We start from the raw sequence: 25054 nt of genomic DNA, 5'->3' as shown, positions 1-25054 counted from the left end.
CCGGTGCCGTGTTCCGGCTCCTCGGGCGACAGGGCCGGCCTTACTTGGAGGTGATGATCTCCAGGAGCATGTGGTCGCGGCCCTGCGGGTCGGCGCTCTCGCCGACCGGCGTCCACGTGTTCTTGGTGACGTCGAAGTTCTTCTCTTCGTTGTCGACCGTCATCGTGACGTCGGTGTTGTAGTCGTTGCCCTTGATGCCGTAGACGGCCGGGAGCTCCAGGCTCAGGTAGCCCTTGGTGCCCGTGACGCGGAAGCAGACCTTCTCCTTGCTGCGCGCCCACACCTCGAGGAGGGTCGGGTCGCCGCAGGTGGCGAGGGTGATGTGGCCGTCGCCGCGCTTCAGCTTGATGCCCTGCTCGGCGAGGATCTTGTCCGCCTGCGGGTAGTTGAAGTCCTCCACCGCGTAACCCGGCGCCTCGTCGGCGACCGGGACGACGGACGGCGCGCCGGCGCCGCCGGTCGTCGTGATGGCGAGGACGGCGGTGCCGGCGACCGCGCCCGCGACGAGCAGACGAGAGATGAACTTCATCGGGAGTCTCGTTTCCTGTTCCGTGAGATGGCAAAGGCGCACGGGTCGCACCCGTGCGCGGACGTGCTCAGAGAGCGGCATGAAGCCGCGCCGCAATGGCGAAGCGCCGCAAAAGGGACACTTCGGATCTTTCACAGATGGGTCGTCAACTCCCCCCGTTGCGACGGCCAGGTTCCGGTTCCCCAGATCGGATTTGGCGTGATCATTGTTACCACTTCACCCGACCCGCACAAGAGTTCGCATGGCGTGGCGGCGCGCCGGGGCCCGGTGGAGGTGCTGCGGGGACGGTGTCCGCGGTGTGCGCGTTGTCTGACCCTCTGCAACGATTCGATAACAGCGGGCGTACGGCGGAGAGCCGCCCCCCGGGCCCCGGAACCCCCGTGGTCCAGGCGATCCACCGGCCTTCCGGCCCCCCGCGGCGTCCTCACGACCCCTCAGCAACCCTTTCGTGCAAGGGCTTTGACTGTGTGACCATCCACCTCTGAAATGGCGTCACGACACACGTGCCCCATGGTGCAAACGGGGTGCAGGAGAAGGGGCATGAACATACTCAGATCGCCGCGCAGGAGGCATCTGCGCCGCAGGTTCCTGGTGACCACCGCCCTGGCCACGGCCATGACGGTCTTCGGTACCTCCACTGCCTTCGCCGAGGAGACCCTCCCCGGCGACCTTCCCGACGGGCTCCGCGCCCGCGCCGTCGAAGCCTGGCTGACCGGCGGCACCGCCACCAGGGACGCCGCCCAGGCCGCCCTCGCGGGGACCGAACAGGACGTCGCCGCCTTCGTCCAGGCCGACCTCCCCCGTCTGCGGGCCGAGGACAACCGCGTCGCCGTGATGCGGATCATCTCCGTCTCCGGCAAGGGTGTCCGCGACGCGGCCATCAAGGCGCTGGCCGGCGACGACGCCGCCATCACCGCCTTCATGAACGACGGCGTCAAGGCACCGCTCCGCGAGGACAAGCGGGCCGCGGTGCTGACCATCATGAACAGCGGCAAGCGCGCCGTCCGCGACGCCGGCCAGACCGCGCTGAACGCCGGCACGGAGGCCGCGCTCGACGAGTTCCTGCAGACCAAGCAGTACGCCGCCCGTCAGGAGGACGAGCGGTTCGAGGTCATGCAGATCATGGCCCAGGGCGGCCCCGAGGTGCAGCGCACCGCGGCACGCGCCCTGGAGGGCACGCCGGCCGACATCACCCGGTACATCGAGACCGGCCAGCACATCTCCCGCGCCCGCGACCAGGAGTCGCTGACGGTGGCGCAGCTCGTCCAGGTCGCCCAGGAGGCCGGCCGCCGCGCCAAGCACGAGACGGACGCCGCCATCGAGGCGGGCGCCCGTGCGGAGACCGCCGCGGCGAAGGCCAAGGAGGCCGCGCTCGAGGCCGCCGCCGCGGCCGAGGCCGCGAAGAACGACGCCGACAAGGCCGGCCGGCACGCGTCCCGCGCCGCCGAGGCGGCGAAGGGCGCCGCGCAGGCCGCCCGCACCGCCGTCCACGCCTCCAACATCGCCGTCGCCGCCTCCCGCCGCGCCGCCTCCGCCGCGCAGGCCGCCGCGTCCGCGGCCGCCGCCGCGGGCCAGGCCGCCTCACGCGCCTACAACGCCGCGACGGCCGCGTCGAAGGACGCCGCCCAGGCGTCCCAGGCCCGCTCCGCCGCGCAGGCCGCCCGCAACGCCGCCGCCGGCGCCCGTACGGCCGCCGCCGCCGCGTCCGCGGCCGCCGCCGCCAGCGACGAGGCCGGCCGCGCCGGCACCGCCGCCGCGTCGGCCGCGCAGAACGCCGCCGCCGCTGCCTCCGCCTCCGCCGCCGCGGCCGCCGCGGCCGGCGAGTCGTCCGAGCAGGCCCGCCGGGCCCGCGCGGCCGCCGCCGAGGCGAACGCCGCCGCCGCCACGGCCTCCGCGGCCGCCGCGCGCTCCCGGTCGCTGGCCGCGCAGGCCGCCTCCGCCGCCCGCGCCGCGCACGCGGCCGCCAACAGCGCCGCCCAGCACGCCGAGAACGCCGCCGCCGCGGCCGACAAGGCCGCCGACAACGCCGGCAAGGCGCTGGACTACGCCAACCAGTCGACGACCCACGCCAACGCGGCCCTCGCCGCGGCGAACGTCGCCTCCGACGCCGTCACCCAGGCGCAGAACATCGAGCGCGTCGCCCGCGAGACCGAGGCGGCGCAGCTGGAGGCCGACAAGCAGACCGGCATCGCGGAAGCCGGCGAGGTGCTCAAGGCCGAGCTGGAGAGCGTCAAGGCCGAGGACGCCCGCAAGACCCACGGGGCCTCCATCGACGCCGAGGCCCGCGAGCTGGTCGCCCAGGCCACCGCGGCCGCGAACACCGGTGACACCGCCACCGCCGTGCGGCTGGGCCGCAAGGCCGCCGTCGACCTCTTCGACGACCGGGGCTCCTGGACGCGCTCGGCGGCCCAGTTCGCCGCGGCCGGCTCGGACTCCGACATCGTCACCTGGCTGAAGCAGGACCACCCGAAGGCCGTCAGGCTGGACACCCGGGAGAAGGTCCTCTTCATGGCCCAGCTGGGCCAGACCGCCGTCGCCGAGGCCGCGCAGAAGGCCCTGGAGAACCCCGACCCGGCGGCCGCGGAGAAGTTCATCACCACCGACGTGGTGAACCTCCAGGCCGAGGACTACCGCCGGCAGATCCTCAAGCTGATGGACGGCTCCGGCTCCGCCGTGTCGAACGCGGCCAACGCCGCCCTGAACGACGGCAGCACCGAGGTCATGCTCCACTTCCTGATGGTGGGCATCCGCGACGCCGTCATGGAGGACGACCGGGTCAAGACCCTGTCCCTGATGAGCGGCGGCGGCGCCAACGTCAAGGCCACCGCCGAGGTCGCCATGGCGGGTCCGGCGTGGATGCGCCACGACTTCGTCGGCGGCGCCTACCTCAAGGCCGCCCAGCTCGACCAGGACACGGCCACCCACGTCTCCGCCATCCGCGCCTCCATCGCCAACGCGGCCCGCGTCGCCGCCAAGGCCCACGAGGACGCGGCGCGCGCCGCCGAGGCGGCCGCCAAGGCCCGCAACGCCGCCACCGAGGCGGCCCAGTGGGCGGACAAGGCCCTGAAGTCGGCCAACGAGGCCGCGAACCACGCCAAGGACGCCCGGGACAGCGCGGCGGCGGCGGACGCCTCCGCCGCCGCGGCGGCCGAGTCCGCCCGCAAGGCGACGGCCGCGGAGCAGACCGCCCGCTCCGCCGCCCGCTACGCCAACCACTCGGCCAACCGCGCCATGGCGTCGGCGGCCCAGGCGCAGTCCTCCGCCGCCTACGCCCAGTCGCAGGCGACGGCCGCCCGCGCCTCCGCCCTCGCGGCGGGCAGGGACGCCCAGGCGGCCTCCGCCGCGGCGAGCGACGCGCACCGCATCGCCGCCGACAAGCGGGTGCAGGAGCAGGCCGCCGCGGCCGCCGCGGCGGCCGAGAAGGCCCGCCAGGACGCGGCCGCCGGCCGCACCCCCGCCGACGACCCGGCCAACGACAAGGTCAACGCCGACAAGCCGGGCGGCGACGGCAAGGACGGGTGGCGGACCGCCGCCACCTGGACGGGCCGCATCAGCACGGGCCTCGGCTTCCTCTCCGTCGGCCTGACCATCGGCTCGGCGTTCTTCCCGCCGCTGGCGGTCGCCGCCGGCGCCGTCGGCCTGGTCTCCCTCGGCTTCGGCGTGCTGAGCGCCGGCCTGTGGGGGTACGCGGACAACTGGAAGGGCGAGTCGTTCAAGAACGCCGTCGTGGGCGTGGGCCTCGGCGTGATCGGGCTGCGGGTGGGCTCGGCCGTCAAGTACGCCGACGAGGTGTTCGAAGCCGCCGGGCACGTGAAGTCGTGGGGTTCGGCCGCCGTCACGGCGGGGCACGACCTGCTCTCACCCATCTGGGGCGCGTTCACCTGGTAGCGAACCGGCACGTAGCATGCCGCCGAAGGAATGACGTGGCCGCCGTCCGTCCCGCGCCCGCGGGGCGGACGGCGGCCACACCGCCGTCCGGCGGTGACACGAGGAGCACTGTGCATTTCTCCGATATCCCCGTCCTCGTCCTGTGGCTCGCCGCCGCCGTCTCCACGGCGGTCTTCGCCGTCACCTGGGGTTCCTGGATGACCGGGAAGCTGCGCCGCGCCGTGTACTACGCCATCGCGGGCATGGCGCTCTTCGGCGTCGCCACCCACTACGGCAGGAACATGCCCCTGGGCGAGGTCCTCTTCCTGTACTCCCTGGCCATGCTGGCCCTCGCCCTGGGCGTCCTGGGGCGCCGCGAGGAGCTGACGCGGCTCGCCGAGGCCGTGAAGCGCGACCCGAAGTCCCCCGACAACAAGATGTCCACGGGCGCGACCGTCCAGATCGTCGTGGCGGGTCTCGTGGTCATCGGCGCCGGCACCTGGTTCCTGAGCACCTGACGACCCGACCGCCCCCCAAGTGCCGCCGTTCCGGCGGCGCGCGGCCCGGCAGCGGGGTACACGTGGTACGACGACCGGCCGGGACACTCCGGCCCCAGCCGACGCAGGAGGTCCCCCATGGCAGGCCCGGAGCGGCACACCGGCAGTGACACCCGCGGCGACACCGGCGACGGTGCGAGCGGTGGCGGTGCGGGCGGTGGCGGGGGCGAGGTCGACGTCGTCGTGGTCGGCCTCGGCGTGGGCGGCGAGCACGTCGCCGGGCGCCTGGCGGAGGCCGGGCTCGACGTCGTCGGCGTGGAGGCCGAGCTGGTCGGCGGCGAGTGCCCGTACTGGGCGTGCGTTCCCAGCAAGATGATGGTCCGGGCGGGGAACCTCCTCGCCGAGGCGCGGCGCGTGCCCGGCGCGGCCGGCCGCGCGGAGGTCGCCGCCGACTTCTCGCCCGTCGCCGCGCGCATCCGCGACGAGGCCACCGACGACTGGGACGACCGGGCCGCCGTCGACCGGTTCACCGGCAAGGGCGGCCGCTTCGTCCGCGGCCGCGGACGCCTCACCGGCCCCGGCCGCGTCGAGGCCGACGGGCGGGTCTTCACCGCCCGGCGCGGCGTGGTCCTCGCCACCGGCAGCCGGCCGCGCGTCCCGCCCGTGCCGGGCCTGGACGGGGTGCCGTACTGGACGAACCGCGACGCCGTCTCCGCCGAGGAGGCCCCGGAGTCCCTGCTGGTGCTCGGCGGCGGGCCCATCGGCGCGGAGCTGGCCCAGGCGTACGCCCGGTTCGGCACGGACGTGACGGTCGTCGAGGCGGCGGACCGCCTGCTGCCCTCCGACGAGCCCGAGGTGGCGGAACTCCTCGCGGAGGTGTTCCGGACCGAGGGGATCGACGTGCGCACGGGCGCGCGGGCCACCGGCGTGCGCCACGAGGCAGGCACCTTCCACCTCGCCCTGGACGGCGGCGGGGAGCTGACCGCCCGCCACCTCCTCGTGGCGACCGGCCGCGGTGCCGACCTGACCGGCCTCGGCGTCGAACACGCCGGCCTGGACCCCGACGCCCGGGCCCTGGAGCCCGACGGGCGGATGCGGGTCGCACCGGGCGTGTGGGCCGTCGGCGACGTCACCGGGCTCGGCGCCTTCACCCACGTGGCGATGTACCAGGGGGAGATCGCCGCCCGGGACCTCCTGGGCGAACCCGGCCCCGAGGCCGACTACCGGGCGCTGCCGCGCGTCACGTTCACCGACCCGGAGGTCGGCTCGGTCGGGCTCACCGAGCGCGCCGCCCGCGACCGGGGACTGCGGGTGCGCACCGGGCTGACCCGGCTGCCGTCCTCCACCCGCGGCTGGATCCACGGGCCGGGCGGTGACGGGCTCGTGAAGCTCGTCGTGGACGAGGACCGGGGGGTCCTGGTCGGCGCGACGTCCGCGGGCCCCGCGGGCGGCGAGGTCCTGTACGGCCTCGCGGTGGCCGTCCACGCCGAGGTCCCCGTGGAGCGACTGCGCCACATGATGTACGCGTACCCCACCTTCCACCGCGCCGTGGAGGACGCCCTGCGCGACCTGGGCTGACGGGGCCCGCTCCGGGCTGCCGGGCCGCCCGCTCGCCGCCGACGGGGTACCGCTGCCGGCCGGCCGGCCGGGCGTGGCCGGGCCCGCTCCGGCTCAGGGGAGCGGGCCGCCGCCGTCAGTAGTCCTCGCCGAACGCGGCCCGCTGCCGCTTCTCCAGCCACCCCCTGAACAGCGCGGCGACCGGGGGAGCGGGCACCCCGCGCCGCTCGCCGGGGCCGGCCACCGACGCCAGCCACGCCGGCATGAACTTCAGCGTCCACCCCGGCGCCGTCTTGCGCATGTGGGTCGCGAAGCCCTTCCACACCTCCTTGCCCAGCACCGGCGCCAGCCGCCCGGACAGCTCCCGCTCCTCGTCCCCGGCGTGCCGCGACAGGTGGTCGCGCACCCCCTCCGACAGCCGCGCCAGCTCGGCCGCCGCCCCCGCGTCCGTACCGAGCCGGCGACTCACCTCGTGCCAGCCGTGCAGCAGCTTCGACAGCTCCTCGTGCTCGGTGGCCATCAGCGTGAGGGCCTCCTCGTCCGCGCCGAGCCGCCGCAGCCGCGGCCACAGGAACTCGTCCTCGCCCTCGTGGTGGTGGTCGATCAGCTGGAACAGCTTGTCGACGTACTCCCGCAGCGCGGCGGCCCGCGCGGCGTCGGGGGCCTGCGCCAGGCGCTCGGCGGAGCGGGCGACCCGGCCCAGGTCGCGCACCATGGCGCGGTGGGCGAGCAGCATGGTCTGGTGCGCGGGGGTGAGAGCGGCGGACGACGGGGTCATGGGTACTCCTCGGTGTTTCGGTGGTGGCCCGGTGGTGCGGGGCGCACGGGTGGTGCGGCGTGCCTCACCAGGCGTCCTCCGGCACGGACATGAGGACGGTGTCCAGCCGCCGCGCGACGGAGAGTTCGGCGGTCAGCAGCGGGAGCACCTCCTGGGCGAAGAACCTGGCGGTGGCCATCTTGCCCACGCAGAAGGCCCGGCGTGCCCGGATCGCGCCAAGACCGTCCTCCGGCAGCCGTGCCAGGGCCGCCCCGGCGACGGTGGCCTGCCGCAGCAGCAGCCACCCGACCAGCACGTCACCGACGGCCATCAGCAGGCGTGTGGTGTTGCGGCCCACCTGGTACAGGGCGGTCGGGTCCTCGAAGGACTCCGCCAGCCGCCCGCCCATCGTCCCGGCGATGCCCCGCACGTCCTCCAGGGCGCGGGCGAGCAGCGCGCGGGTCTCCGCCAGTCCGTCCTCCGCCGGGGCGTCGAGCGCGGTCTTCTCCACCTCCGCCAGCAGCGCCCCGAAGGCGGCCCCGCCGTCCCGGGCGATCTTGCGAAAGTACAGGTCCAGGCCCTGGATCGCGGTGGTGCCCTCGTAGAGGGTGTCGATCTTCGCGTCGCGGACGTACTGCTCCAGCGGGAAGTCCCGGGTGTAGCCGGCTCCGCCGAGGACCTGGAGGCAGTGGGAGAGCTGTTCGCAGGCGCGCTCGGAGGAGTACCCCTTGACCACCGGCAGGAGCAGGTCGTTGAGCGCCTTCGCCTCCGGGTCGGGCCTGCCGGCGGCCTCGGCGGCGGCCAGCCGGTCCTGGACGGTCGCCGTGTACAGCACCAGGGCCCGCAGCCCCTCCGCGTACGCCTTCTGCAGCAGCAACGCGCGGCGCACGTCGGGGTGGCGGGTGATCGCCACGCGCGGTGCGCCGCGGTCCGCCGCCGACGCGAGGTCGGCGCCCTGGACGCGCTGACGGGCGTAGGCGGCGGCGTTGAGGTAGGCGGTGGACAGGGTGGCGGCGGACTTCGTGCCGACGATCATGCGGGCCTGCTCGATGACCTGGAACATCTGCCGGATCCCGTCGTGCACCCCGCCGAGCAGCAGCCCCACCGCGGGCCGGTCGGCGCCGAAGGTCAGCTCGCAGGTCGCCGACGCCTTCAGCCCCATCTTGTCCTCCAGGGCGGTGGCGTGCACGCCGTTGCGGGCGCCGAGCCGGCCGGTCCGCTCGTCCGCGACGAGGAACTTCGGTACGAGGAACAGCGACAGCCCCTTGGTGCCCGGCCCGTGTCCCTCGGGGCGGGCGAGCACGAAGTGCACGATGTTCTCGGACAGGTCGTGCTCGCCGGAGGTGATGAACCGCTTGACGCCCTCGACGTGCCACGTCCCGTCCGGCTGCGGCACGGCGCGCGTGCGGCAGGCGCCGACGTCGCTGCCGGCCTCCGGTTCGGTGAGGACCATGGTGCCGCCCCACCCGTGCTCCACCATGAGCCGCGCCAGCCGCCGCTGCGACGGCGTGCCGAGCCGGTCGAGGATCTTCGCGAAGCCGGCGAGGCCCTGGTACAGGTAGACGGCCGGGTTGGCGCCGAGGGCCAGTTCGGCGACGGCCCAGCGCAGGGACGGCGGCACCTCGGCGCCGCCCAGCGACGCGGGCAGGTCCAGCAGGTGCCAGCCGCCGTCCGTCCACGCCCGGTACGCCCGCTTCAGCGGGTCGGGGAGGGTGACCGTGTGGGTCGCCGGGTCGTACACGGGCGGGTTGCGGTCGCCGTCGGTGAACGCGTCGGCCAGCTCGCCGGTGGCGAGCCGTGCGACCTCGGCCAGCACGGACCGGGCCGTGTCCTCGTCGGTCCCGGCGAACGCGCCGCGGCCGTAGGCGTCCGCGCGGCCCAGCACCTCGAAGAGGGTGAACTCCACGTCCCGCAGGTTCGGCTGGTAATGGCCCATGGCTGGTCTCGCTCCCTGTACCGGATGTGCGGGTGTGCCGGGTGTGCCGGGTGTGCTGGTGTGCCGGGTGTGCTGCATGTGCCGGGTCCGCAGGGCCTGCCGGGGCTGCCGGGCCTGTCGTGCCGGTACCGCCGGGCCTGCCGGTGCCGCCGGGGCTGCCCGGTCCGCCCGGGGGGGCTCAGCCGGTCGCGGCCGGCGCGTCGAGGACCGCCCTCAGCGCGGTGGCCAGGCGCTCCACCTCGGCCTCCGTGCCGACCGAGATCCGCAGCCGACCCGGCATGCCGAGCGCGTCGAGCGCCCGGACGAAGACGCGGTGCTCCGCCGCGAGCCGCGCCGCGAAGGCGGCGCTGTCACCGGGCGGCGGCACGTCCACCATCACGAAGTTGCTCGCCGACGGGGTGTGGGCCAGGCCCAGCGCGTCCAGCTCCTTGCCGAGGAGCTCGCGCACCCGGGTGTTGGCGGCCCGCACCCGCTCCGGGTACTCGGGCTGCTCCAGGGCCCGCAGCACGGCCCGCTGCGCCTGCCGGTTGACGTTGAACGGCAGCGCCCCGGCGGTGGCGGAGATCCGCGCGATCAACTCGGCGGGCCCGACCGCGAGGCCCATCCGCACCGAGGCCAGCCCCCACGCCTTGGAGAACGTCCGCGTCACGAGCGCCCGGCGGCCCGCGCGGACCGCCTCCAGCGCGAACTCGTGGTCGGGCCCGGCGAAGTCGATGTACGCCTCGTCGAAGACGACCACGCCGCCGCCCCGTTCGGCGGCGTCGAGCAGCCGGGTCACCTCGGCGCGGTCGAGGAGCGCGCCGGTCGGGTTGAGCGGGTTGCAGACGAACGCCAGGTCGGCGCCCGCCTCCAGCCGCTCCGCGAGCGCGCCCACGGGCAGGCGCGTGCCGTCGAGCGGGACGGTGACCGGGGTGCGGCCCACGGAGGCGGCGGACATCACGTACCCGGGGAAGGTGGTCGCGGTGGTCACCATCGACGTGCCCGGCTCGCGCAGGAAGGTCAGGGACGTGACGAGGACGATCTCGTCGGTGCCGTTGCCGACGGCGACCATGTCCGCGCCGACCCCGAAGTGCGCCGCCAGCGCCTCGCGCAGCTCGCGGCAGTCGGCGTCCGGGTAGCGGTTGAGGCGGTGCTCGGACTCGTCGCGCACCGCGTCGACCGTGCCGGGCGGCGGGCCGTACGGGTTCTCGTTGAGGTGGAGCCGGAGGTGGTCCCCGCCGTCCGGGATCTCGGTGTCGGCGAAGAACCCCGGTGGCAGTACCGGGCCCTGGGGCATGGTGGATCCTCTCTGTCGCGGGCCGGCCGGGCCGCGTGCGGCGGCCCGGCCGGCCCGTCCGGATCAGTCGAGCCGGACGCGGGCGATGGTCTTCAGCCGGGAGTCGTCCCGGCCGAGCAGGCTCCGGCAGCGGAACCGCTGGATCTTGCCGCTGGGGGTGCGCGGCAGGTGGCCGCGCTCCACGAACACGCACTCCGACAGGGCGATCCCCGACTTCTCCAGGGCCACCGTCGCCGCCCGGTCGGCGATCGAGCGGAAGTCGTCGCTGCGGCGGGCCGGTTCGAGGAGCAGCACCAGCCGGGAGACGGGGGAGCCGGGCACCTCGACCAGCGCCGAGCAGCCCTTGCGGACCGGGCCGAGGTCCTCGATCGCCGACTCGATCTCCCCGGTGTGGACGTTCCGTCCGCCGACCGAGATCAGGTCGTCGGCGCGGCCCACGAAGAACACCTCGCCGTCGTGGACGAACCCGAGGTCACCGGTGCGCAGTTCACCGCCGCGGAACCGGTCGGCGGTGCGGCGCGGGTCCCCGTGGTAGCCGCTGGCGAGGCTCGGTGTGGCGACCAGCAGCTCGGAGACGCGGTCCGGTACGGCGGTCCGCACCCGCACGCCGGGCAGCGGCGGGCCGTTGGACACCAGCCGGGTCGCGCCGGGGGTGCCCGCCGGCACCTCAACGACCCGGTCGTCGAGCAGGGCCGCCGCGTCGAAGGAGCGGGCCGAGGGGAGCTCGCCCAGGGGACAACTGGCGATGGCGAGCGTCGCCTCCGCCATGCCGTACGCGGGCATGAACGCCTCCGGTGCCAGCCCGGAGGAGCGGAACGTCTCCGCCGCGGCGTTCAGGGTGTCGAAGTCGACGCGTTCGGCGCCCACCACGAACACCTTCAGCCGCAACGGCTTCGGCAGGGCGGTGCGGCCCTGCGCCCGCGTCGCCAGGTGCAGGGCGGTGTTCGTGCCGGCCGTCATCGTCGCGCCGAACTCGGACATGTCGCGGAACCAGCTGCGCGGCGCCATGCCGAAGCGCTCCGGTGACGACATCACGAAGTCGTGGTCGAACGCCCAGGCGTGGAGCATCGTGCCGAAGACACCCATGTCGTGCGAGAGCGGCAGCCAGGAGGCGATGGTCTCCTCGCCGGGGCGCCCGTCCGACATCTCCCGCAGCATGTGCAGGTGGGTGCCGACGGCGCGCACGCTCAGCTCGCACCCCTTGGGCAGGCTGGTGCTGCCGGACGAGTACTGGATGAACGCGGTCTCCTCCGGGCCGGGCGGCTCCGGCTCGATCCGCCCGCCGCCGTACAGCGACGTCCATGTGCGCACCGGCAGGCGCGTGGCGAGTCCGGCCGGGACCAGGGCCCGCAGCCGCTCGTCGACGAGGAGCGCGACCGGGTCGAGGCGGTCGCTGAGCACGCTCAGCTGCTGCCCGTACTCCTCCGGGCTCTGGCCACGCGCCGGCAGCGGGAAGGAGGCGACGGCGCCGCCCGCCAGCCACACGGCGAGCAGACCGCGGACCGTGTGCGCCGAGTTCGTCAGCACGGTGGCGACCCGGCTGCCCGGCCCGACCCCGGCGGCGCGCAGGGACGCCGCCATGCCGTGCGCGTCGGCGACGACCTCGCGCCACGGCAGGTGGCCGAAGCCGTCGCCGTCCCAGTGGTGGAGGGTGCCGCGCGCGTCGTCGCGCAGCAGCAGCTCCCACAGGCCCGCGTCGGTGGCCGCCACGGTCACTCCACGTCCACGAGGGAGACGTCGCCGCCGTCGCGGGACCGCTCGGCCATGGGGGCGATCCGCTGCTGGCTGACCAGCAGCTCCTCCTGGCTGAGCCGGCTGCCGGCGACCCGGCTGACGCCGGCCTCGCGCATCGTCATGCGCTCGGGGTCGATGCGGATGACCTTCCACGCCAGACGGGTCTTCTCCAGGCTCCAGATGAAGATCGCGGAGATGTCGACCTCGTACCACTTCATGCCGTGCCGGGCGGACCGGGGGAAGGCGTGGTGGTTGTTGTGCCAGGCCTCGCCGAACGACGGGATCGCGAGCCAGGCGACGTTGCGGGACTCGTCCGTGGTGGAGAAGCGGCGCCGGCCGAAGTAGTGGCCGATCGAGTTGACCGCGTACGTCATGTGGTTGATCAGGAAGATGCGGACCAGGCCGCCCCAGAGGATGCCGGTCAGCAGTGCCCGCACGGAGCCCCCGCTCACCGCGAAGGCGATCAGGCCCGGCAGGACGACGCCCGCGGCGACCACGGCCAGGAAGTTCTCGCTGAGCCAGCGCAGCGACTTCTCCCGGACCAGGTCGGGGCAGTAGCGGATCGGGTCCGAGCTGAGCCGCACGTTGAACAGCCAGCCCAGGTGGGCGTGCCACATCCCGGCGAGCGCCCCCTTGAAACCGGGCTCGAAGCCGAGGTGGGGGCTGTGCGGGTCGCCCTCCTTGTCGGCGACCCGGTGGTGCTTGCGGTGGTGGGCCGCCCAGATGATCGGCGGACCCTGGCCCGCCATCACCCCGGCCGCCGCGAGCCCCACCCGTATCGGCTTGTACGTCTCGAACGAGCGGTGCGTCAGCAGCCGGTGGTAGCCCGTCGAGATGCCGATGCCCGAGATGACGTACATGATCGCCGTCACCAGCACGTCGGTCCAGCCGAAGACGCGGTTCCACGCCAGCACCATGGCGACGCCGAGTGCGAGCAGCGGCACCACGGAGACCATCAGCATGTACCAGCGATGCTCCCTGCCGTCCATATCCCCTCTTCCCCTCACTCCTAGGTGTGTTGCACTCGGCGCCCCGGCGGGGCGGACCCGGCGGGGCGGACCCGGCGGGGCGGACCCGCCGGGGGCGGTCAGACGCCCGAGGTCGTCTCGGGGTCGAACTCCGTGCGCAGCGCGGGCAGGACCAGCGCCAGCAGCGCGGCGCAGGCGCTGAGCACGGTGCCGACGAGGAACGCCGAGTGGAAGCTCGCCAGCAGGGCGTCGGGCATCGCCGTGCCCGCGGCGACCTCGTCGTCGAGCCGGCTGCCGGCCAGCGCGGCCAGCACCGCGAGGCCGGTGGCCCCGCCGATCTGCTGGCCGGTGTTCAGGACGCCGGAGGCCGCTCCGGAGTCCGCCTTCGCCACCCCGCTCACCGCGGCCACCACGAGCGGCACCATCGCCAGCCCGTACCCGGCGGCGCACAGCAGCAGCGTGGGCAGGACGTCGGACGCGTACGACGCCTTGACGGGCGCGCCCAGCAGCAGGCCGAGCCCGACGGTGGCCGTGCCCAGTCCGAGCAGGCACAGCACGCGGCTGCCGAGCTTCGGCAGCAGCTGGATCGCGATGCCGGAGAACACCGCCATCGTCACGCCGAACGGCGCCCACGACAGACCGGCCCGCAGCGGTGACCAGCCCTGGAGGAGCTGCATGTACTGCGTCAGGAAGAAGAAGATCCCGTACAGGCCGGACGCGGCGAGCAGCATCATCACGTTGGCCGCCGCGATCTGCCGGTTGGCGAAGATGCCCAGCCGGATCAGTGGCTGCTCCGCCCGCAGCTCCCGCACGACGAACCCGGCCAGCAGCGCGGCCGCGCCGACGAAGCCGGCGACCGTCGCCGCCGAGCCCCACGGGCGGTGGCTGGTGCTGATCACCGTGTACACCAGGAGCAGCAGCGCGGAGGTGATGAGCACGGCGCCGGTGGTGTCCGTGGACGTGCCCTTCGCCGGCGCCTCGCGGTCGGCGAGCGCGGGCCGCATGGCGAGCGCGAACAGCAGGATCCCGACGGGGATGTTGATGAAGAACACCCACCGCCAGTCGATGATGTCGGTGATGACACCGCCGAGGAGCACGCCGGACACGCCGGAGATGCCGGTGAGCCCGCCCCAGATCCCCAGCGCCCTGCGCCGCTCCTTCGCCTCGGTGAACACCGTGATGAGGATGGAGAGCGCCGCCGGGCTGAGGAGCGCCGCGCCGAAGCCCTGGGCGCCGCGCGACACGATCAGCATCTCGGAGCTGTTGGCGAGCCCGCAGGCGAGCGACGCCACCGTGAAGACGGCGAGGCCGGTGAGGAAGACCCGGCGGCGGCCGAAGAGGTCCGCGCACCGGCCGCCGAGCACGAGGAAGCCGCCGAACAGCAGCATGTACGCGTCGACGACCCAGGCGAGCGACGCCTGTTCGAAGTCGAGTGCGGTGCGGATCGTCGGCAGCGCCATCGCGACGACCGTGTCGTCGATGATGACCATGAACTGTGCGCCGCACGTCACCGCGAGCGCGAGGCCCGCGGCCTTGCCGGCCGCGCCCGGCGTGGCCTTCGCGGCCTTCGCGGCCCGTGCGGCGGACGGGGTCGTTCCCCTGCCCATGCCTTCTCCTGTTCGCCGTTCTTGCCTGGGGGTGGTGGTGCCGTGGGGGGTGGGCGGCGCGGCCGGCGGGCCGCGCCCGTCAGGGGGTGGCCGCCCGGGCCACGACCCGGTTCAGCCGGTCCATGCGGGTGGCGAGGCTCATCCGCCCCTCCAGCCGGAAGGCGGGCAGCCGCCGGCCGTCGACGTCGGTGAAGCCGTACTCGGCGGCGAGGTCGCCGACGGTGAGGACCTGCCCGGCCCGCTCCCGGACCTCGGGGTCGCCCGCCAGGTGGGCGATGGCGCGGCCCACGTACTCGGGGGTGTGCACCACCGCGGCGGGACCGTCGCCCAGCGCCTCCCACGCGGCCTCGACCCGCTCGGTGCGGACGAAACCGGGGTGCAGCGAGAGGGCGGTGACCCGCTTCTTGCGCAGGTCCGCGGCGAACGCCCGGCTCATCCGGTCGTTGGCCGACTTGAACACGTCGTACGCGGCCTGCCCCAGGTACGTGTCGCCGTCCGTGTAGCCGATGCCGACGACCAGGCCGCCCGGCCGCTCGAACATCAGCGGCGTCAGCAGCCGCGTCACGTCGTACTGGGCGCGCAGCGAGCCCTCGCACAGCTCGTAGCGCCACATCGGCTGCTCCCAGTACGGCGCGTCGAACCGGACGTCCGCGGAGCGCTCGTAGCCGGCCCAGGCGTTGTTGACCAGCACGTCCAGACCGCCGTGGTCGGCGCGGATCCGTTCGGCGAGGGCCTGGTTGTCCTCGGTCGAGCGGTGGTCGCAGCGGACGGCGACGCCGGTGCCGCCCCGGGCGGTGACCTCCTCCGCCGTGTCGTCGACCGTGCCGGGCAGCCCCTCCGTGCGTCCCTCGCCGCGGCTGCTGCGGCCGGTGACGTACACCGTGGCGCCCGCGGTGCCCAGGGCCAGGGCGATGCCCCGCCCCACGCCGCGGCTGGCGCCGGTCACCACGGCGACGGTCCCGTCGAGCCGCGGCGGCTTCCACTCCTCGTTCACTTGGCGTGCTCCTTCGGTCTCAGCTGAGGTGGGCGGAGGCGTACTCGAGCGTCCGCAGGTAGGCGTCGGTGTCCTCGACGTGCGGGATGCCGTACCGCTCGCGCAGCTCCGGCATGGACGTCGGCAGGACGCCGCCGCTGCACCGGGTGACCTCACTGACGTCCCGCAGCACCGACAGGTACGAGCGGGCCGGCGGCGGCAGCCGCCGCAGCTCCTCCGGGTCGAGGGCGTCGGGGTCGGTCACCGGGACCGGCTTGAGGGTCCGGCCGAGGGTCGCCGCGTGCTTGGCGCACACCTCGACCGCCCGCTCCATGTCCATGGCCTCGTCGCCGTACGTCACCCAGAACGCGCCCTCGTCGTCGCCGAGTTCGACGGCCCGCAGCACCGCCTTGGCGAGGAGGTCCTGCGGCACGACGTCGATCCGGTTGCCCCGGTGCACGGGGACGAACGGCGCCCGGCCGCGGCAGATCCAGTCCGACATCAGCTGCACGATCTGGCCGCGCGAGGTCCAGCCGGTGACCGAGTCGCCGATCAGGTTGGTGGGCCGGAACACGGTGTGCCGGATCCCGCTGTCGCGCAGCAGCTGCTCGGAGCGCAGCTTGGAGCGGACGTAGTTCGTCGTGACGTTCGTGTCGCTCAGCCGGTGCGGCGCGCCCGTGAAGAGCGCGGCCACGAAGGCGGTGCTCATGAAGTGGACGGTGGCGCCGGCGCGCTGGGCGAAGTCGATGACGCGGCGCGTGCCGTCGACGTTGACCGGCTTGTACCGCTCGTCGGGCAGGCCCCACTCGGTCAGTCCGGCCGAGTGGATGACGGTGTCGACGTCGCGGGCCAGGGCGGCGTAGCTGTCCTCGTCGAGGCCGAAGCGGGGCTGCGCCAGGTCGGCGCCGAGGACCTCCTCGGTGCCGGCCGGGAGGGGGGTGCCGCCGGGGCGGGCCATCGAGACGATCCGTACGGGCCGGCCGGGCGCCTCCCGCAGGACGGCCTGTCCCACGACGCCGGAGGCCCCCGTGAGCAGCACGGTGCGGCGCTGTCCGGTCATGGCCGGGACTCCTTCCACTCCATGAGCCGTGTGGTGGCCCGGGCGCCCACGTACAGCAGCGGCTCGGGCGGGAAGTCGCGCTGCCTGCGGTGGCCGTCGTCGACGTAGAGCAGGCGCGCGTACTCGGTGTCCTTGCCGAGGACGAGGTCGCGCAGGACCTTGCCGCCGGTGTGCGTGGCGGCGATGCCGTTGCCGTTGAAGCCGTAGCCGTAGAAGACGTTGCCGCCGGGCAGCTGTCCGAAGTGCGGGGCGTAGTCCCGGGTGACGTCGACCGTGCCGCCGTACGCGTAGGTGAACCGCACGTCGCCCCACATGGGGAAGAACCGGCGGAACTCCTCCTGCAGCGCCCGGTAGGCGCGCGGGTCGTTCATCCGGCGGCGGCGCGTGTCGCGGCCCAGGAAGTACAGGGCGGGCCCGCCGGCGAACATCAGCCGGTTGTCCGCGGTGAAGCGCGCGCAGGTCAGGAACGTCTTCGCCTCGACCATGCCCTCGCGGCCGGCCCAGGCGACCCGGCCCAGCTGCTCGTCGGTGAGCGGCTCGCTCACCAGCGCGTAGCTCCAGATCGGCACGGTCTTGTTGCGGAACGGCGCGAAGGTGAACTGGTGCGCGTTCGCCGCGATGATCACCTTGTCGGCGGTGATCCGCCCGCCGGGCGTGACCACCGTCGGCCGCACGCCGGGCAGCACCCGCAGCACGGGCGTGTTCTCGTAGACGGTGACGCCGCGCTCCTTGACGACCCGCGCCACGCCCCTGGCCAGCTTGAACGGGTTGACCAGCGCGCCGCCGACGCGCATCGCGCCGAGCACCGCCGGAGAGCCGATCACCTCCCGGGCGCGCGCCGCGGAGAGGATCTCGGGCTGTTCGCGGCCGGCGATGGTGGTGGCCAGCTCCCGGTCCTCGCGCAGCCGGCGCAGCTGGGCGGCGTCGGTGGCGACCATCAGGTAGTCGTTGGCCTCGTACTCGGCGTCGACCTTGTTGCGGCGCAGGAACCGGCCGATCTCCAGGATCGAGCGGCCGACCGCCTGGGACGCCTCCAGGGCGCGGCGCGTGCCGAACTCCTGGACGAGCGCCTGGATGTCCTTGCCGATGGTCGGCGTGACGAACCCGTCGGCGCGGCCGGACGCCCCGTACCCCGAGTACTCCGCCTCGACGATCCGGATGTCGAGCGCGGGCTCCGCCTCCTTCAGGAAGTGGGCGGCCCACAAGCCGGTGTACCCGCCGCCGACGACGGCGACGTCACAGTCGACCGCGTCGCGCAGCGGCGGCTCGGGCGTGACGGCCTCGGTCTCGTGCCAGTAGACGACGTGCTTGCGCGTACCCACTACCGCCCCTTTTCGAGGATGATCCTCGACAGGCCCAGGTGCCGGTTCTCGAAGTGCCGGACGCTCGCCCCCAGGTACTTCTCGTAGTTGCGGACGGTCTCCTCGCCCGCGACCCGTACGGCGGACGCGCGGTTCTCCCGCAGGCGGCGCAGCCACTCCGCGCAGGTGCGGGCGTAGTGGTCGGGGTCGTTGCGCAGGGAGACGACGTCGAAGAGCTTCTCGGACGACTCGACCACCTCGGACAGGGCCGGGATCTCGGACTCCGGGAAGATCGTGTCGATGATGAACATCAGCTCCCGCACCGTGGCCTTGTCCATCACGGTGTTGTTGCCCTTGACGTTGGTCTGCAGGGCGATCCGGCCGCGCGGCGGCAGCCACGCGTGGCACCGCTCGAAGAACTCCCGGTACGCCGCGATCCGTTCGGCGCGGGACAGGCCCGTGGTGGCGAAGTGCTCGAACGCGCCGATGGAGACGATCGCGTCGTACCCCTCCTCGGGGTGGTGGTCGCGCCAGTTCTCCACGCGGACCTCCGCGCCGGGCAGCGCCGCCCCGCGGACCAGTTCGGCCTGGCTGTCGCTGAGGGTCAGGCCCACGGCGTGCTCGACGCCGTAGATCCCCGTGAGCCGCTTCAGCAGGCTGCCCCAGCCGCACCCCACGTCCAGGACCCGGCGGGCGCCGGCCGCCCTGGCCCCCTCGATGAGGTAGTCCAGCTTGCGCGCCTGCGCGCTCTCCAGCGTCTCCGGCACCCCGGCCAGGCCGGTGGTGGAGTCGTCCCACAGGGCGCAGGTGTAGGTGAGGGAGTCGTCCAGCCACAGGGCGTAGAAGTCGTTGGAGACGTCGTAGTGGTGCCGGATCGCCTCCGCCGTCGCCCCCCGGTAGGCGTCGGTCGCGGTGGTCGGGGTGGTCGCGGTGGTCATGCCGCCGCACCGGCGGACTTCGTGGCCTCCACCAGCGTGACCAGGTCACCGACGGTCTTGACGTTGGCCGCCTCGCTCGGGTCGAGCTCGATCTCCGCGTCGTCCTCGATCGTGTAGACGATGTCGGCGATCTGGAGGCTGGACAGGCCGACCGAGTCGAACGCCGTGTTCTCGTCGAGCGTCAGGCCGGCGGCCTTGCTGCCGAGCTTCTTCTCTATGAGGGAGCAGACGGTGGCGACGGTGATCACGGTGGTTTCCCCATTCGTTCGTACGTCGATGTGCCGGGAAACCTAACGGCGCCACGTGGCCGGATACATGACAGTCGGACATGGCAGATCCCTGCCATGCGAACCCTCCTCGGGCCGGCAGGTCACTGCCGGGTCGCGTCCGCGGCACCTGGTCGAAACCTGCCGGTGCGGCCCCTGTCGACCGGCAGATCCCGGTCACTTGTCGCCCGTCGGCGGCGCTGCCTGTAATGGCCGCACCACCGTCGGAAGGGGGCGGCCACATGAGAAGTTCACCCCGCGTGGTCGATTTCGTCGTGGATTTCCTGCAACGGCAGGAAGTCAGCCATGTATTCGGAGTCGGCGGCGCCAACATCGAGGACCTCTACGACGCGCTGCACCATGCGCAGGCCGGCCCCCTGGGGGTGGTGGCCAAGCACGAGTTCTCCGCCGCCACCATGGCGGACGGCTACCACCGCGCGTCGCAGCGCGTCCCGGTGATCGCCGCCACCTCCGGCGCCGGCGCGATGAACCTCGTCCCCGGCATCGCCGAGCTGCGCGCCTCCTACGTGCCGGCGCTCGTCCTGATCGGGCAGCCGCCGGCCGCGCTCGACGGCCGCGGTTCCTTCCAGGAGACCAGCGGCCTCGCCGGTTCGATCGACGCCGCCCGGATGTTCGCCGAACTGGCCGTGTACTGCGTCCGCGTCGACGACCCCGAGTCGATCGTCCGGGAACTGCCGCGCGCCCTGGCCGCGGCGACCGACCCGGCGGCGCCCGGGCCCGCCGTGCTGCTCCTCCCCAAGGACGTGCAGCAGGCCGTCATCCCGTCGTGGGACCCGCCCGCCGCGGTGGCCCCGGCCGCGCTGCCGCTGTCCGACGCGGCCGAGCGGAGCCGCGCCGCCGGGCTGCTGCGCGCGGCGGCCCGGCGCGGCGGTGTCGCCGTCATCGCCGGCGAGGCCGTCGCCCGCGCCGACGCCCGTCCCCAGCTGGCCCGGCTCACCGCGGCGCTGGGCGCGGCGGTCGCGGTCGTCCCCGACGCCAAGGACGTCGCCGACCCGCGCGACCCCGGCCACCTCGGCATCGCCGGCGCGATCGGCACGGCCGAGGTGCAGGAGGCCCTGGAGCGGGCGTCCGCCGTGCTGCTCGCCGGCACGCGACTGCCGCAGATGGCCGGCGCCGGACTGCACGAGCACCTCAAGGGCGTGCCGGTGGTCTGCGTCGACCCGCGCGAGCCGTTCCTCGGCGCCCACGAGGAGCTGGTCCGCCTCACCGGGCCGGTCGCCGCCGAGCTGGAGCTGCTGGAGCGGGAGGTCACCACCGCGTCCGGCCCCGCCGCGGACCGCCCGACGTCCGGCCCGGCCGCCGAGCACCCGGCGCCCGGTCGGACCGCCCGGCAGCCGGGGCCCGCGCCGCGGCCCGTGCGCCCGGCCGCCGCCGTACCCGACCCGGCGACTTCGCTGGACCTGCGCACGGCCGCCCTGACCGTCGCGGCCCACCTTCCCGAGGGCGCCACCGTCGTGGCCGACGCCGGCAACACCGGGGCCGCCGCCATCCACCACGTCGACGTGCCCCCCGGCGGCCGGTTCATCGCCGCCCTCGGCATGGGCGGCATGGGCCACAGCTTCGGCGCGGGGGTGGGCGCGGCGTTCGCCACCGGCCGGCGCACCTGCGTCATCGCCGGCGACGGGGCGTTCTTCATGCACGGCATGGAGGTGCACACGGCCGTCGAACACGACCTGCCCGTCACCTTCGTCGTGCTGAACAACAACGCCCACGGCATGTGCGCCACCCGGGAGCAGCTGTTCTTCTCCGGCGACTACTCCTACAACCTCTTCCGGCCGGCCCGGATCGGCGACGGCGCCGCCGCGATGTTCCCCGGCCTGGCCGCCGACACCGTCCGCACCGCGGGAGAGCTGGGCGCGGCCCTGGACCGCGCCCACGCCACCTCGTCGCCCGCGCTGGTCTGCGTGGACGTCGACCCCACCGAAATGCCACCGTTCCGGCCGTTCCGGCAGCACGTGCTGCTCACCGGCCGCGGACGGCCCGTCCGAGAAGGAGCCGTACCAGGATGACCACCTCCGTCACCAACCCGACCCCCCTGCCCGGCTACGTCGCCCCGGAGCCGATCCCGGCCGGCGTCAAGGACGTCCCCGGCCTGCTGCGCTGGGAGACCACGCCGCGTGAGGAGGCCATGGCCGTCGCCGCGCAGATGACGAAGGACAGCTTCACCTACGACGAGGTGTACGGCCGGTTCGTCACCGTCCACCAGTACATCGACGCGCCCCCGCAGGCGGTCTACGACTACCTCACCGACGTCCGCAACCTCAACGAGTACACCTACAGCACCCGCGACTTCGCCCCCACCGACGTCCCCGGCGTCTACCAGGGCCGCGACGTCCTCCTCGACGACAACACCAAGATCTTCATGCGGATCGACGGCGACCCGAACGCCCTCACCGTCGACATGCGCTGCGCCTGGGACCAGGGCGAGGAGCTGTGGATGAACTACCTCCACCGGATCGTCCCGGCGGAGATCGTCCTGAACAGGCCCGGCTCCGTGGTCATCTGGACCAACTGCCGCCACCCGTACTACGACGAGAACCCGCACCCGGAGCTCGCCACCACCCCCGATCGCCCCTGGGTCGGCGACATGTGGCCGCTGTTCTACGCGGGCCACCAGGCGGAGATCGACAACCTGAAGAAGATCCTGGAGCACCGGCACGGAAGCGGCGCCCCCGCATGAGGGGCGCCACCGGCGGGGAGACCGGCATGCGGGACGTGAGCCTCCTGGAGGTCGCCTCCTACATGCCGGGCGAACCGGTCGGCACGGAGTACTTCCTGCCGTACCAGACGCAGGACGCGGCCCTCGCCGGCCACACCATGTTCAAGGCGCCGCGCTTCCGGCACCAGGTGTCCCGGGACGAGACGCCCGCCGACATGATGGAGAAGGCCGCGCACACCCTCGCCGACCGCGTCGGCCGGGACGCGCTGCGCGGCGTCGACGTGGTCATCACCAACACCCTGCTGCCGGAGGTCCCCTTCACCGGGCCCGGCGCGGAGGTCGCCCACCGGCTCGGCATCCGCGCCGACTGGGTGCTCGACGCGCACAACGGCGGCTGCGCCTCCTTCGTCCACCTGCTGCGTCTGGCCCGCGTCCTCATCGGCACCGGCCAGGCCCGCTCCGCGCTCCTGCTCAACGTGCAGAACAGCGCGGGCCCGGTGATGACCCAGACCGAGGTGCGCCGGCTCGCCGAGGCGGTCATCCCCGGCGACGGCTGCGGCGCCGCTTTCGTCGCGGCGTCCTCGGAGTCGCCCGTCCTCGGCGTCAAGGTCGCTCACCACGGCGAGTACACCCGGGACTGCGGCCTGACCCTCGACGACGGCCGCAAGTACTGGGAGCCGGGCACCAGCCAGATGCACGTCGGGTTCACCCCCGGCCGCGTCAAGGACATCGTCGAGCGCGGCAACCGCCTCGTGCCCGACGTCGTCCTCGGCCTGTGCGCGGAACTCGGCCTGGGCACCGCCGACCTGGACGTCCTCATCACCAACCAGCCGAACCGGATGTTCCTGGAGCAGTGGCGGCGGCGCCTGTCCATCGGCCCCGACCGGCACCTGGACACCTTCGACCGGTTCGGCAACCTCTTCGGCGCCGCCGTGCCCATCACACTGGACCACGGCGTACGCGAAGGAAGGATCGAGGACGACAGCCTGCTCATGCTGGCCGGCTTCGCCCACGCGGGGGACTTCGCGGGCGCCGCGGCGGTGCACTGGCGGTCCGGGGGCGCCCGGACGTAGGGGGCGTCGTGCCGATCAGGCAGGACACCCCCCGGCGGGCACCGCGACCCACCTGACCGGACACCCCCAAGGAGAGTTCATGTCCCCTCCACGAGCAGTCGTCATCGGCGCGGGAATCGGCGGTCTCACGGCAGCGCTGGCGCTGCACCGGCGCGGCTGGCGGGTGACGGTGCTGGAGCGCGCCGCCGGCCTCGCCCCGGTCGGCGCGGCGCTCACCCTGGCCCCCAACGCCCAGCGCGCGCTGGCCGCCCTCTCCCTCGACGAGGAGGTCAGCCGGCTCGCCGCCTGGGACGGCGACGGCCTGCTGCGGGACCCCCGCGGCCGGCCGCTCGCCAGGACGACCAGCGCGTCCGTCGTCACCCGCTTCGGCGGACCGCTGGTCGTGCTGCGCCGCAGCGACCTCGTCGACCTCGTCGTCGACCGGCTCCCGGAGGGCACCGTCCGCACCGGCGAGGCCGCCTTCCTCGCCGACGCGGGCGCGCCCGGACGGCCGGCGAAGGTGTCGACGACGGGCGAGGTGTACGAGGCGGACCTCGTCGTGTGCGCCGACGGCGTCAACTCCGCGAGCCGCCGCGTCCTCTTCCCCCACCACCCCGGACCGGCGTACGGCGGCTGGACGGTGTGGCGGATCCTGGCGCCCACCCCGCAGCGGTTCGTCCCCCACGAGACCTGGGGCGGCGGGCAGGTGTGGGGCAGCCTCGTCCGCGACCCGGAGAGCGTCTTCATCTACGCCTGCGCCGTCACCGAGCGCGGGGGCCGCTCACCGGACGGGGAGAAGGCCGAGCTGCGCCGCCGCTTCGGGCACTGGCACCACCCGGTGCCCGCCCTGCTCGACTCGATCGGGGAGGAGGACGTCCTGCGCCACGACGTGTTCCACATGGCGCAGCCGCTGGAGCGCTACCAGCGCGGCCGGTCCGTCCTCCTCGGCGACGCCGCGCACGCCATGGTGCCCACCCTCGGGCAGGGCGCCAACATGGCGATCGAGGACAGCGTCGTGCTCGCCCACCACGCGGCGCCCGACGCCGACGTGCCGGCCGCCCTCGCCCGGTACGACCAGGAGCGCCGGCCCCGCACCACGGCCCTCATCCGCCGCGCCGAACGCGCGTCCCGGATCATGGCGCTCCGCTCCCCGGCCGCGCTCGCCCTGCGCGACGGCGCGATCCGGGCGATGGCGAAGGTCGTCCCCGGACTGCTGCTGCGCGGCTTCGACGGGGTCGCCGACTGGCAGCCGCCGGTCACCCCACCAGGCTCCCGGCCGCGTGACACCCACGCGACCGGGTAACCGCGGCGGCGCACGCGCCGCCCGGACGTTTCCACGCACACCACCCGTAGTCAGTGGAAAGGTTTTGATGATGCGTCAGATATTGTCCACCACCGCCGTCGCCACCGCCGGGCTCCTCCTCGGCGGCATCGCCACGGCCGCCCCGGCCACCGCCGTCCAGTCCGCGGCCGCCTCCCAGACGGTGACGGCCCGCTACGACTGCGGCGCGTACGGCGTCACCGACCTCACCATCGAGGCGTCCGCCTCGGGCGGTGCCGGCTCGGTGCGCATCTCCACCAGCGGCGGACTCGCCCCGTTCGACATCCCGGCCGACTCCATCAGCGCCACGCTGCGCCTGGAGCGTGCCGCCGGTGGCACCGTCGCGTTCAGCGGCACCGCCAACGACGCTGCGGCGGCCGGCCAGCCGGTCACCATCGGTCCCCTGACGGGCGCCGTGTCGGCGGGTGACAGCCTCGACTCGTACGTCCCGGCCGCCGGGGCCACCGACGTGTCGCTGAGCCTGAACGTCCTCGGCATCGTCAACTCGTGCAACGCGGTCGGCAAGCAGACGCCCGGTCCGATCGTCTTCTGATCCGGCGCCGAACCCCCTTCACCGGCCCGGCCGTCCCCGGACGGCCGGGCCCCCGGGAACGGCCGGCCGGGCCCCTGGTGCGGTGGGCCCGGCCGGTCCGCACACGCGGACCCGGCACGCCCTGGCGGGCGACGCTCCGGCCCGCACGCCCTGTTCGGCAGGCTCCGGTCCGCACGCCCTGT

The 25054-nt window shown here is 74.2% G+C and carries 20 protein-coding genes; 8 read left to right on the top strand and 12 right to left on the bottom strand.

The window, feature by feature from the left end:
• Nucleotides 1–40: 40 nt before the first annotated feature.
• Entirely contained in the window at nt 41–529 is a 489-nt protein-coding gene (locus NRO40_RS10010) for a hypothetical protein (protein WP_058942130.1), read from the bottom strand.
• Nucleotides 530–1069: 540 nt separating this feature from the next.
• On the opposite strand from NRO40_RS10010, the gene NRO40_RS10005 reads away from it, so the two are divergent.
• The 3 genes from NRO40_RS10005 (at nt 1070) to NRO40_RS09995 (ending at nt 6471) form a co-directional block, all read left to right on the top strand.
• Nucleotides 1070–4417, top strand: coding sequence for an ALF repeat-containing protein (locus NRO40_RS10005; RefSeq protein ID WP_257375381.1), 3348 nt, complete (start codon nt 1070–1072; stop codon nt 4415–4417).
• 110 nt (nt 4418–4527) lie between these two features.
• Nucleotides 4528–4914, top strand: coding sequence for a hypothetical protein (locus tag NRO40_RS10000; RefSeq protein ID WP_058945058.1), 387 nt, complete (start codon nt 4528–4530; stop codon nt 4912–4914).
• Nucleotides 4915–5031: 117 nt separating this feature from the next.
• On the top strand, nt 5032–6471 hold the full coding sequence (locus NRO40_RS09995) for a dihydrolipoyl dehydrogenase family protein (RefSeq protein ID WP_079047500.1): 1440 nt from the start codon (nt 5032–5034) through the stop codon (nt 6469–6471).
• 115 nt (nt 6472–6586) lie between these two features.
• On the opposite strand, the gene NRO40_RS09990 is transcribed toward NRO40_RS09995, so the two are convergent.
• The 11 genes from NRO40_RS09990 to NRO40_RS09940 form a co-directional block, all read right to left on the bottom strand.
• Nucleotides 6587–7228, bottom strand: coding sequence for a hemerythrin domain-containing protein (locus NRO40_RS09990; protein ID WP_198549468.1), 642 nt, complete (start codon nt 7226–7228; stop codon nt 6587–6589).
• Nucleotides 7229–7292: 64 nt separating this feature from the next.
• The gene (locus tag NRO40_RS09985; RefSeq protein ID WP_058945057.1) at nt 7293–9143 is read right to left on the bottom strand and encodes an acyl-CoA dehydrogenase; all 1851 of its coding nucleotides are present in this window, start codon (nt 9141–9143) and stop codon (nt 7293–7295) included.
• A 178-nt stretch (nt 9144–9321) separates the two neighbouring features.
• A complete protein-coding gene (locus NRO40_RS09980) occupies nt 9322–10419 on the bottom strand; it encodes a pyridoxal phosphate-dependent aminotransferase (RefSeq protein WP_058945056.1) in 1098 nt (365 codons plus the stop codon).
• Nucleotides 10420–10482: 63 nt separating this feature from the next.
• The gene (locus tag NRO40_RS09975) at nt 10483–12129 is read right to left on the bottom strand and encodes an AMP-binding protein (RefSeq protein WP_232791262.1); all 1647 of its coding nucleotides are present in this window, start codon (nt 12127–12129) and stop codon (nt 10483–10485) included.
• A gap of 2 nt (nt 12130–12131) precedes the next feature.
• Nucleotides 12132–13142: an acyl-CoA desaturase gene (locus tag NRO40_RS09970; protein ID WP_058945055.1), complete on the bottom strand. Its 1011-nt coding sequence runs from the start codon at nt 13140–13142 to the stop codon at nt 12132–12134.
• Between the two features lie 98 nt (nt 13143–13240).
• On the bottom strand, nt 13241–14728 hold the full coding sequence (locus tag NRO40_RS09965; RefSeq protein ID WP_058945054.1) for an MFS transporter: 1488 nt from the start codon (nt 14726–14728) through the stop codon (nt 13241–13243).
• Nucleotides 14729–14807: 79 nt separating this feature from the next.
• Complete coding sequence (locus tag NRO40_RS09960; RefSeq protein WP_058945053.1) at nt 14808–15722, bottom strand: SDR family NAD(P)-dependent oxidoreductase; 915 nt, start codon at nt 15720–15722, stop codon at nt 14808–14810.
• A 19-nt stretch (nt 15723–15741) separates the two neighbouring features.
• Nucleotides 15742–16761 (bottom strand): SDR family oxidoreductase, encoded by a 1020-nt coding sequence (locus NRO40_RS09955; protein ID WP_058945052.1) that lies wholly within the window; start codon nt 16759–16761, stop codon nt 15742–15744.
• Nucleotides 16758–18083 carry an NAD(P)/FAD-dependent oxidoreductase gene (locus NRO40_RS09950; protein ID WP_058945051.1) on the bottom strand — a complete coding sequence of 442 codons (1326 nt, stop codon included), beginning with the start codon at nt 18081–18083 and terminating at the stop codon, nt 16758–16760. Before NRO40_RS09950 ends, NRO40_RS09955 begins: the two co-directional genes overlap by 4 nt.
• The gene (locus NRO40_RS09945; RefSeq protein ID WP_058945050.1) at nt 18083–19000 is read right to left on the bottom strand and encodes an SAM-dependent methyltransferase; all 918 of its coding nucleotides are present in this window, start codon (nt 18998–19000) and stop codon (nt 18083–18085) included. The genes NRO40_RS09950 and NRO40_RS09945 overlap by 1 nt, the downstream gene beginning before the upstream one ends.
• Nucleotides 18997–19248, bottom strand: a complete 252-nt coding sequence (locus NRO40_RS09940; protein ID WP_058945049.1) for an acyl carrier protein — start codon at nt 19246–19248, stop codon at nt 18997–18999. The genes NRO40_RS09945 and NRO40_RS09940 overlap by 4 nt, the downstream gene beginning before the upstream one ends.
• A gap of 260 nt (nt 19249–19508) precedes the next feature.
• Between NRO40_RS09940 and NRO40_RS09935 the strand changes: the two genes are divergently transcribed.
• The 5 genes from NRO40_RS09935 to NRO40_RS09915 all read left to right on the top strand — a co-directional run bounded on the left by NRO40_RS09935 (nt 19509) and on the right by NRO40_RS09915 (nt 24872).
• Nucleotides 19509–21296, top strand: a complete 1788-nt coding sequence (locus NRO40_RS09935) for a thiamine pyrophosphate-binding protein (RefSeq protein ID WP_079047432.1) — start codon at nt 19509–19511, stop codon at nt 21294–21296.
• Nucleotides 21293–21967, top strand: a complete 675-nt coding sequence (locus tag NRO40_RS09930) for a hypothetical protein (RefSeq protein ID WP_058944634.1) — start codon at nt 21293–21295, stop codon at nt 21965–21967. The genes NRO40_RS09935 and NRO40_RS09930 overlap by 4 nt, the downstream gene beginning before the upstream one ends.
• Nucleotides 21968–21993: 26 nt before the next feature.
• The gene (locus NRO40_RS09925) at nt 21994–23019 is read left to right on the top strand and encodes a 3-oxoacyl-ACP synthase III family protein (RefSeq protein ID WP_058944651.1); all 1026 of its coding nucleotides are present in this window, start codon (nt 21994–21996) and stop codon (nt 23017–23019) included.
• A gap of 79 nt (nt 23020–23098) precedes the next feature.
• The gene (locus NRO40_RS09920) at nt 23099–24301 is read left to right on the top strand and encodes an FAD-dependent oxidoreductase (protein ID WP_058944635.1); all 1203 of its coding nucleotides are present in this window, start codon (nt 23099–23101) and stop codon (nt 24299–24301) included.
• A 70-nt stretch (nt 24302–24371) separates the two neighbouring features.
• Nucleotides 24372–24872 carry a hypothetical protein gene (locus NRO40_RS09915; protein ID WP_107115224.1) on the top strand — a complete coding sequence of 167 codons (501 nt, stop codon included), beginning with the start codon at nt 24372–24374 and terminating at the stop codon, nt 24870–24872.
• Nucleotides 24873–25054: the final 182 nt, after the last annotated feature.

The sequence above is a fragment of the Streptomyces changanensis genome, assembly GCF_024600715.1.
Lineage (GTDB): Bacteria > Actinomycetota > Actinomycetes > Streptomycetales > Streptomycetaceae > Streptomyces > Streptomyces changanensis.
Note: the sequence above shows the minus strand (reverse complement) of the source record. Positions and strands in the feature narration are given on the sequence as shown.

Excerpts from the sequence above, each read along its gene's own strand:
- NRO40_RS09985 (WP_058945057.1), bottom strand. The coding sequence starts at position 9,143 with ATGGGCCATTACCAGCCGAACCTGCGGGACGTGGAGTTCACCCTCTTC.
- NRO40_RS09980 (WP_058945056.1), bottom strand. The coding sequence starts at position 10,419 with ATGCCCCAGGGCCCGGTACTGCCACCGGGGTTCTTCGCCGACACCGAG.
- NRO40_RS09970 (WP_058945055.1), bottom strand. The coding sequence starts at position 13,142 with ATGGACGGCAGGGAGCATCGCTGGTACATGCTGATGGTCTCCGTGGTG.
- NRO40_RS10005 (WP_257375381.1), top strand. The coding sequence starts at position 1,070 with ATGAACATACTCAGATCGCCGCGCAGGAGGCATCTGCGCCGCAGGTTC.
- NRO40_RS09920 (WP_058944635.1), top strand. The coding sequence starts at position 23,099 with ATGTCCCCTCCACGAGCAGTCGTCATCGGCGCGGGAATCGGCGGTCTC.
- NRO40_RS09925 (WP_058944651.1), top strand. The coding sequence starts at position 21,994 with ATGCGGGACGTGAGCCTCCTGGAGGTCGCCTCCTACATGCCGGGCGAA.
- NRO40_RS10010 (WP_058942130.1), bottom strand. The coding sequence starts at position 529 with ATGAAGTTCATCTCTCGTCTGCTCGTCGCGGGCGCGGTCGCCGGCACC.
- NRO40_RS09955 (WP_058945052.1), bottom strand. The coding sequence starts at position 16,761 with ATGACCGGACAGCGCCGCACCGTGCTGCTCACGGGGGCCTCCGGCGTC.
- NRO40_RS09995 (WP_079047500.1), top strand. The coding sequence starts at position 5,032 with ATGGCAGGCCCGGAGCGGCACACCGGCAGTGACACCCGCGGCGACACC.
- NRO40_RS09945 (WP_058945050.1), bottom strand. The coding sequence starts at position 19,000 with ATGACCACCGCGACCACCCCGACCACCGCGACCGACGCCTACCGGGGG.
- NRO40_RS09930 (WP_058944634.1), top strand. The coding sequence starts at position 21,293 with ATGACCACCTCCGTCACCAACCCGACCCCCCTGCCCGGCTACGTCGCC.
- NRO40_RS09965 (WP_058945054.1), bottom strand. The coding sequence starts at position 14,728 with ATGGGCAGGGGAACGACCCCGTCCGCCGCACGGGCCGCGAAGGCCGCG.
- NRO40_RS09915 (WP_107115224.1), top strand. The coding sequence starts at position 24,372 with ATGCGTCAGATATTGTCCACCACCGCCGTCGCCACCGCCGGGCTCCTC.
- NRO40_RS09935 (WP_079047432.1), top strand. The coding sequence starts at position 19,509 with ATGAGAAGTTCACCCCGCGTGGTCGATTTCGTCGTGGATTTCCTGCAA.
- NRO40_RS09990 (WP_198549468.1), bottom strand. The coding sequence starts at position 7,228 with ATGACCCCGTCGTCCGCCGCTCTCACCCCCGCGCACCAGACCATGCTG.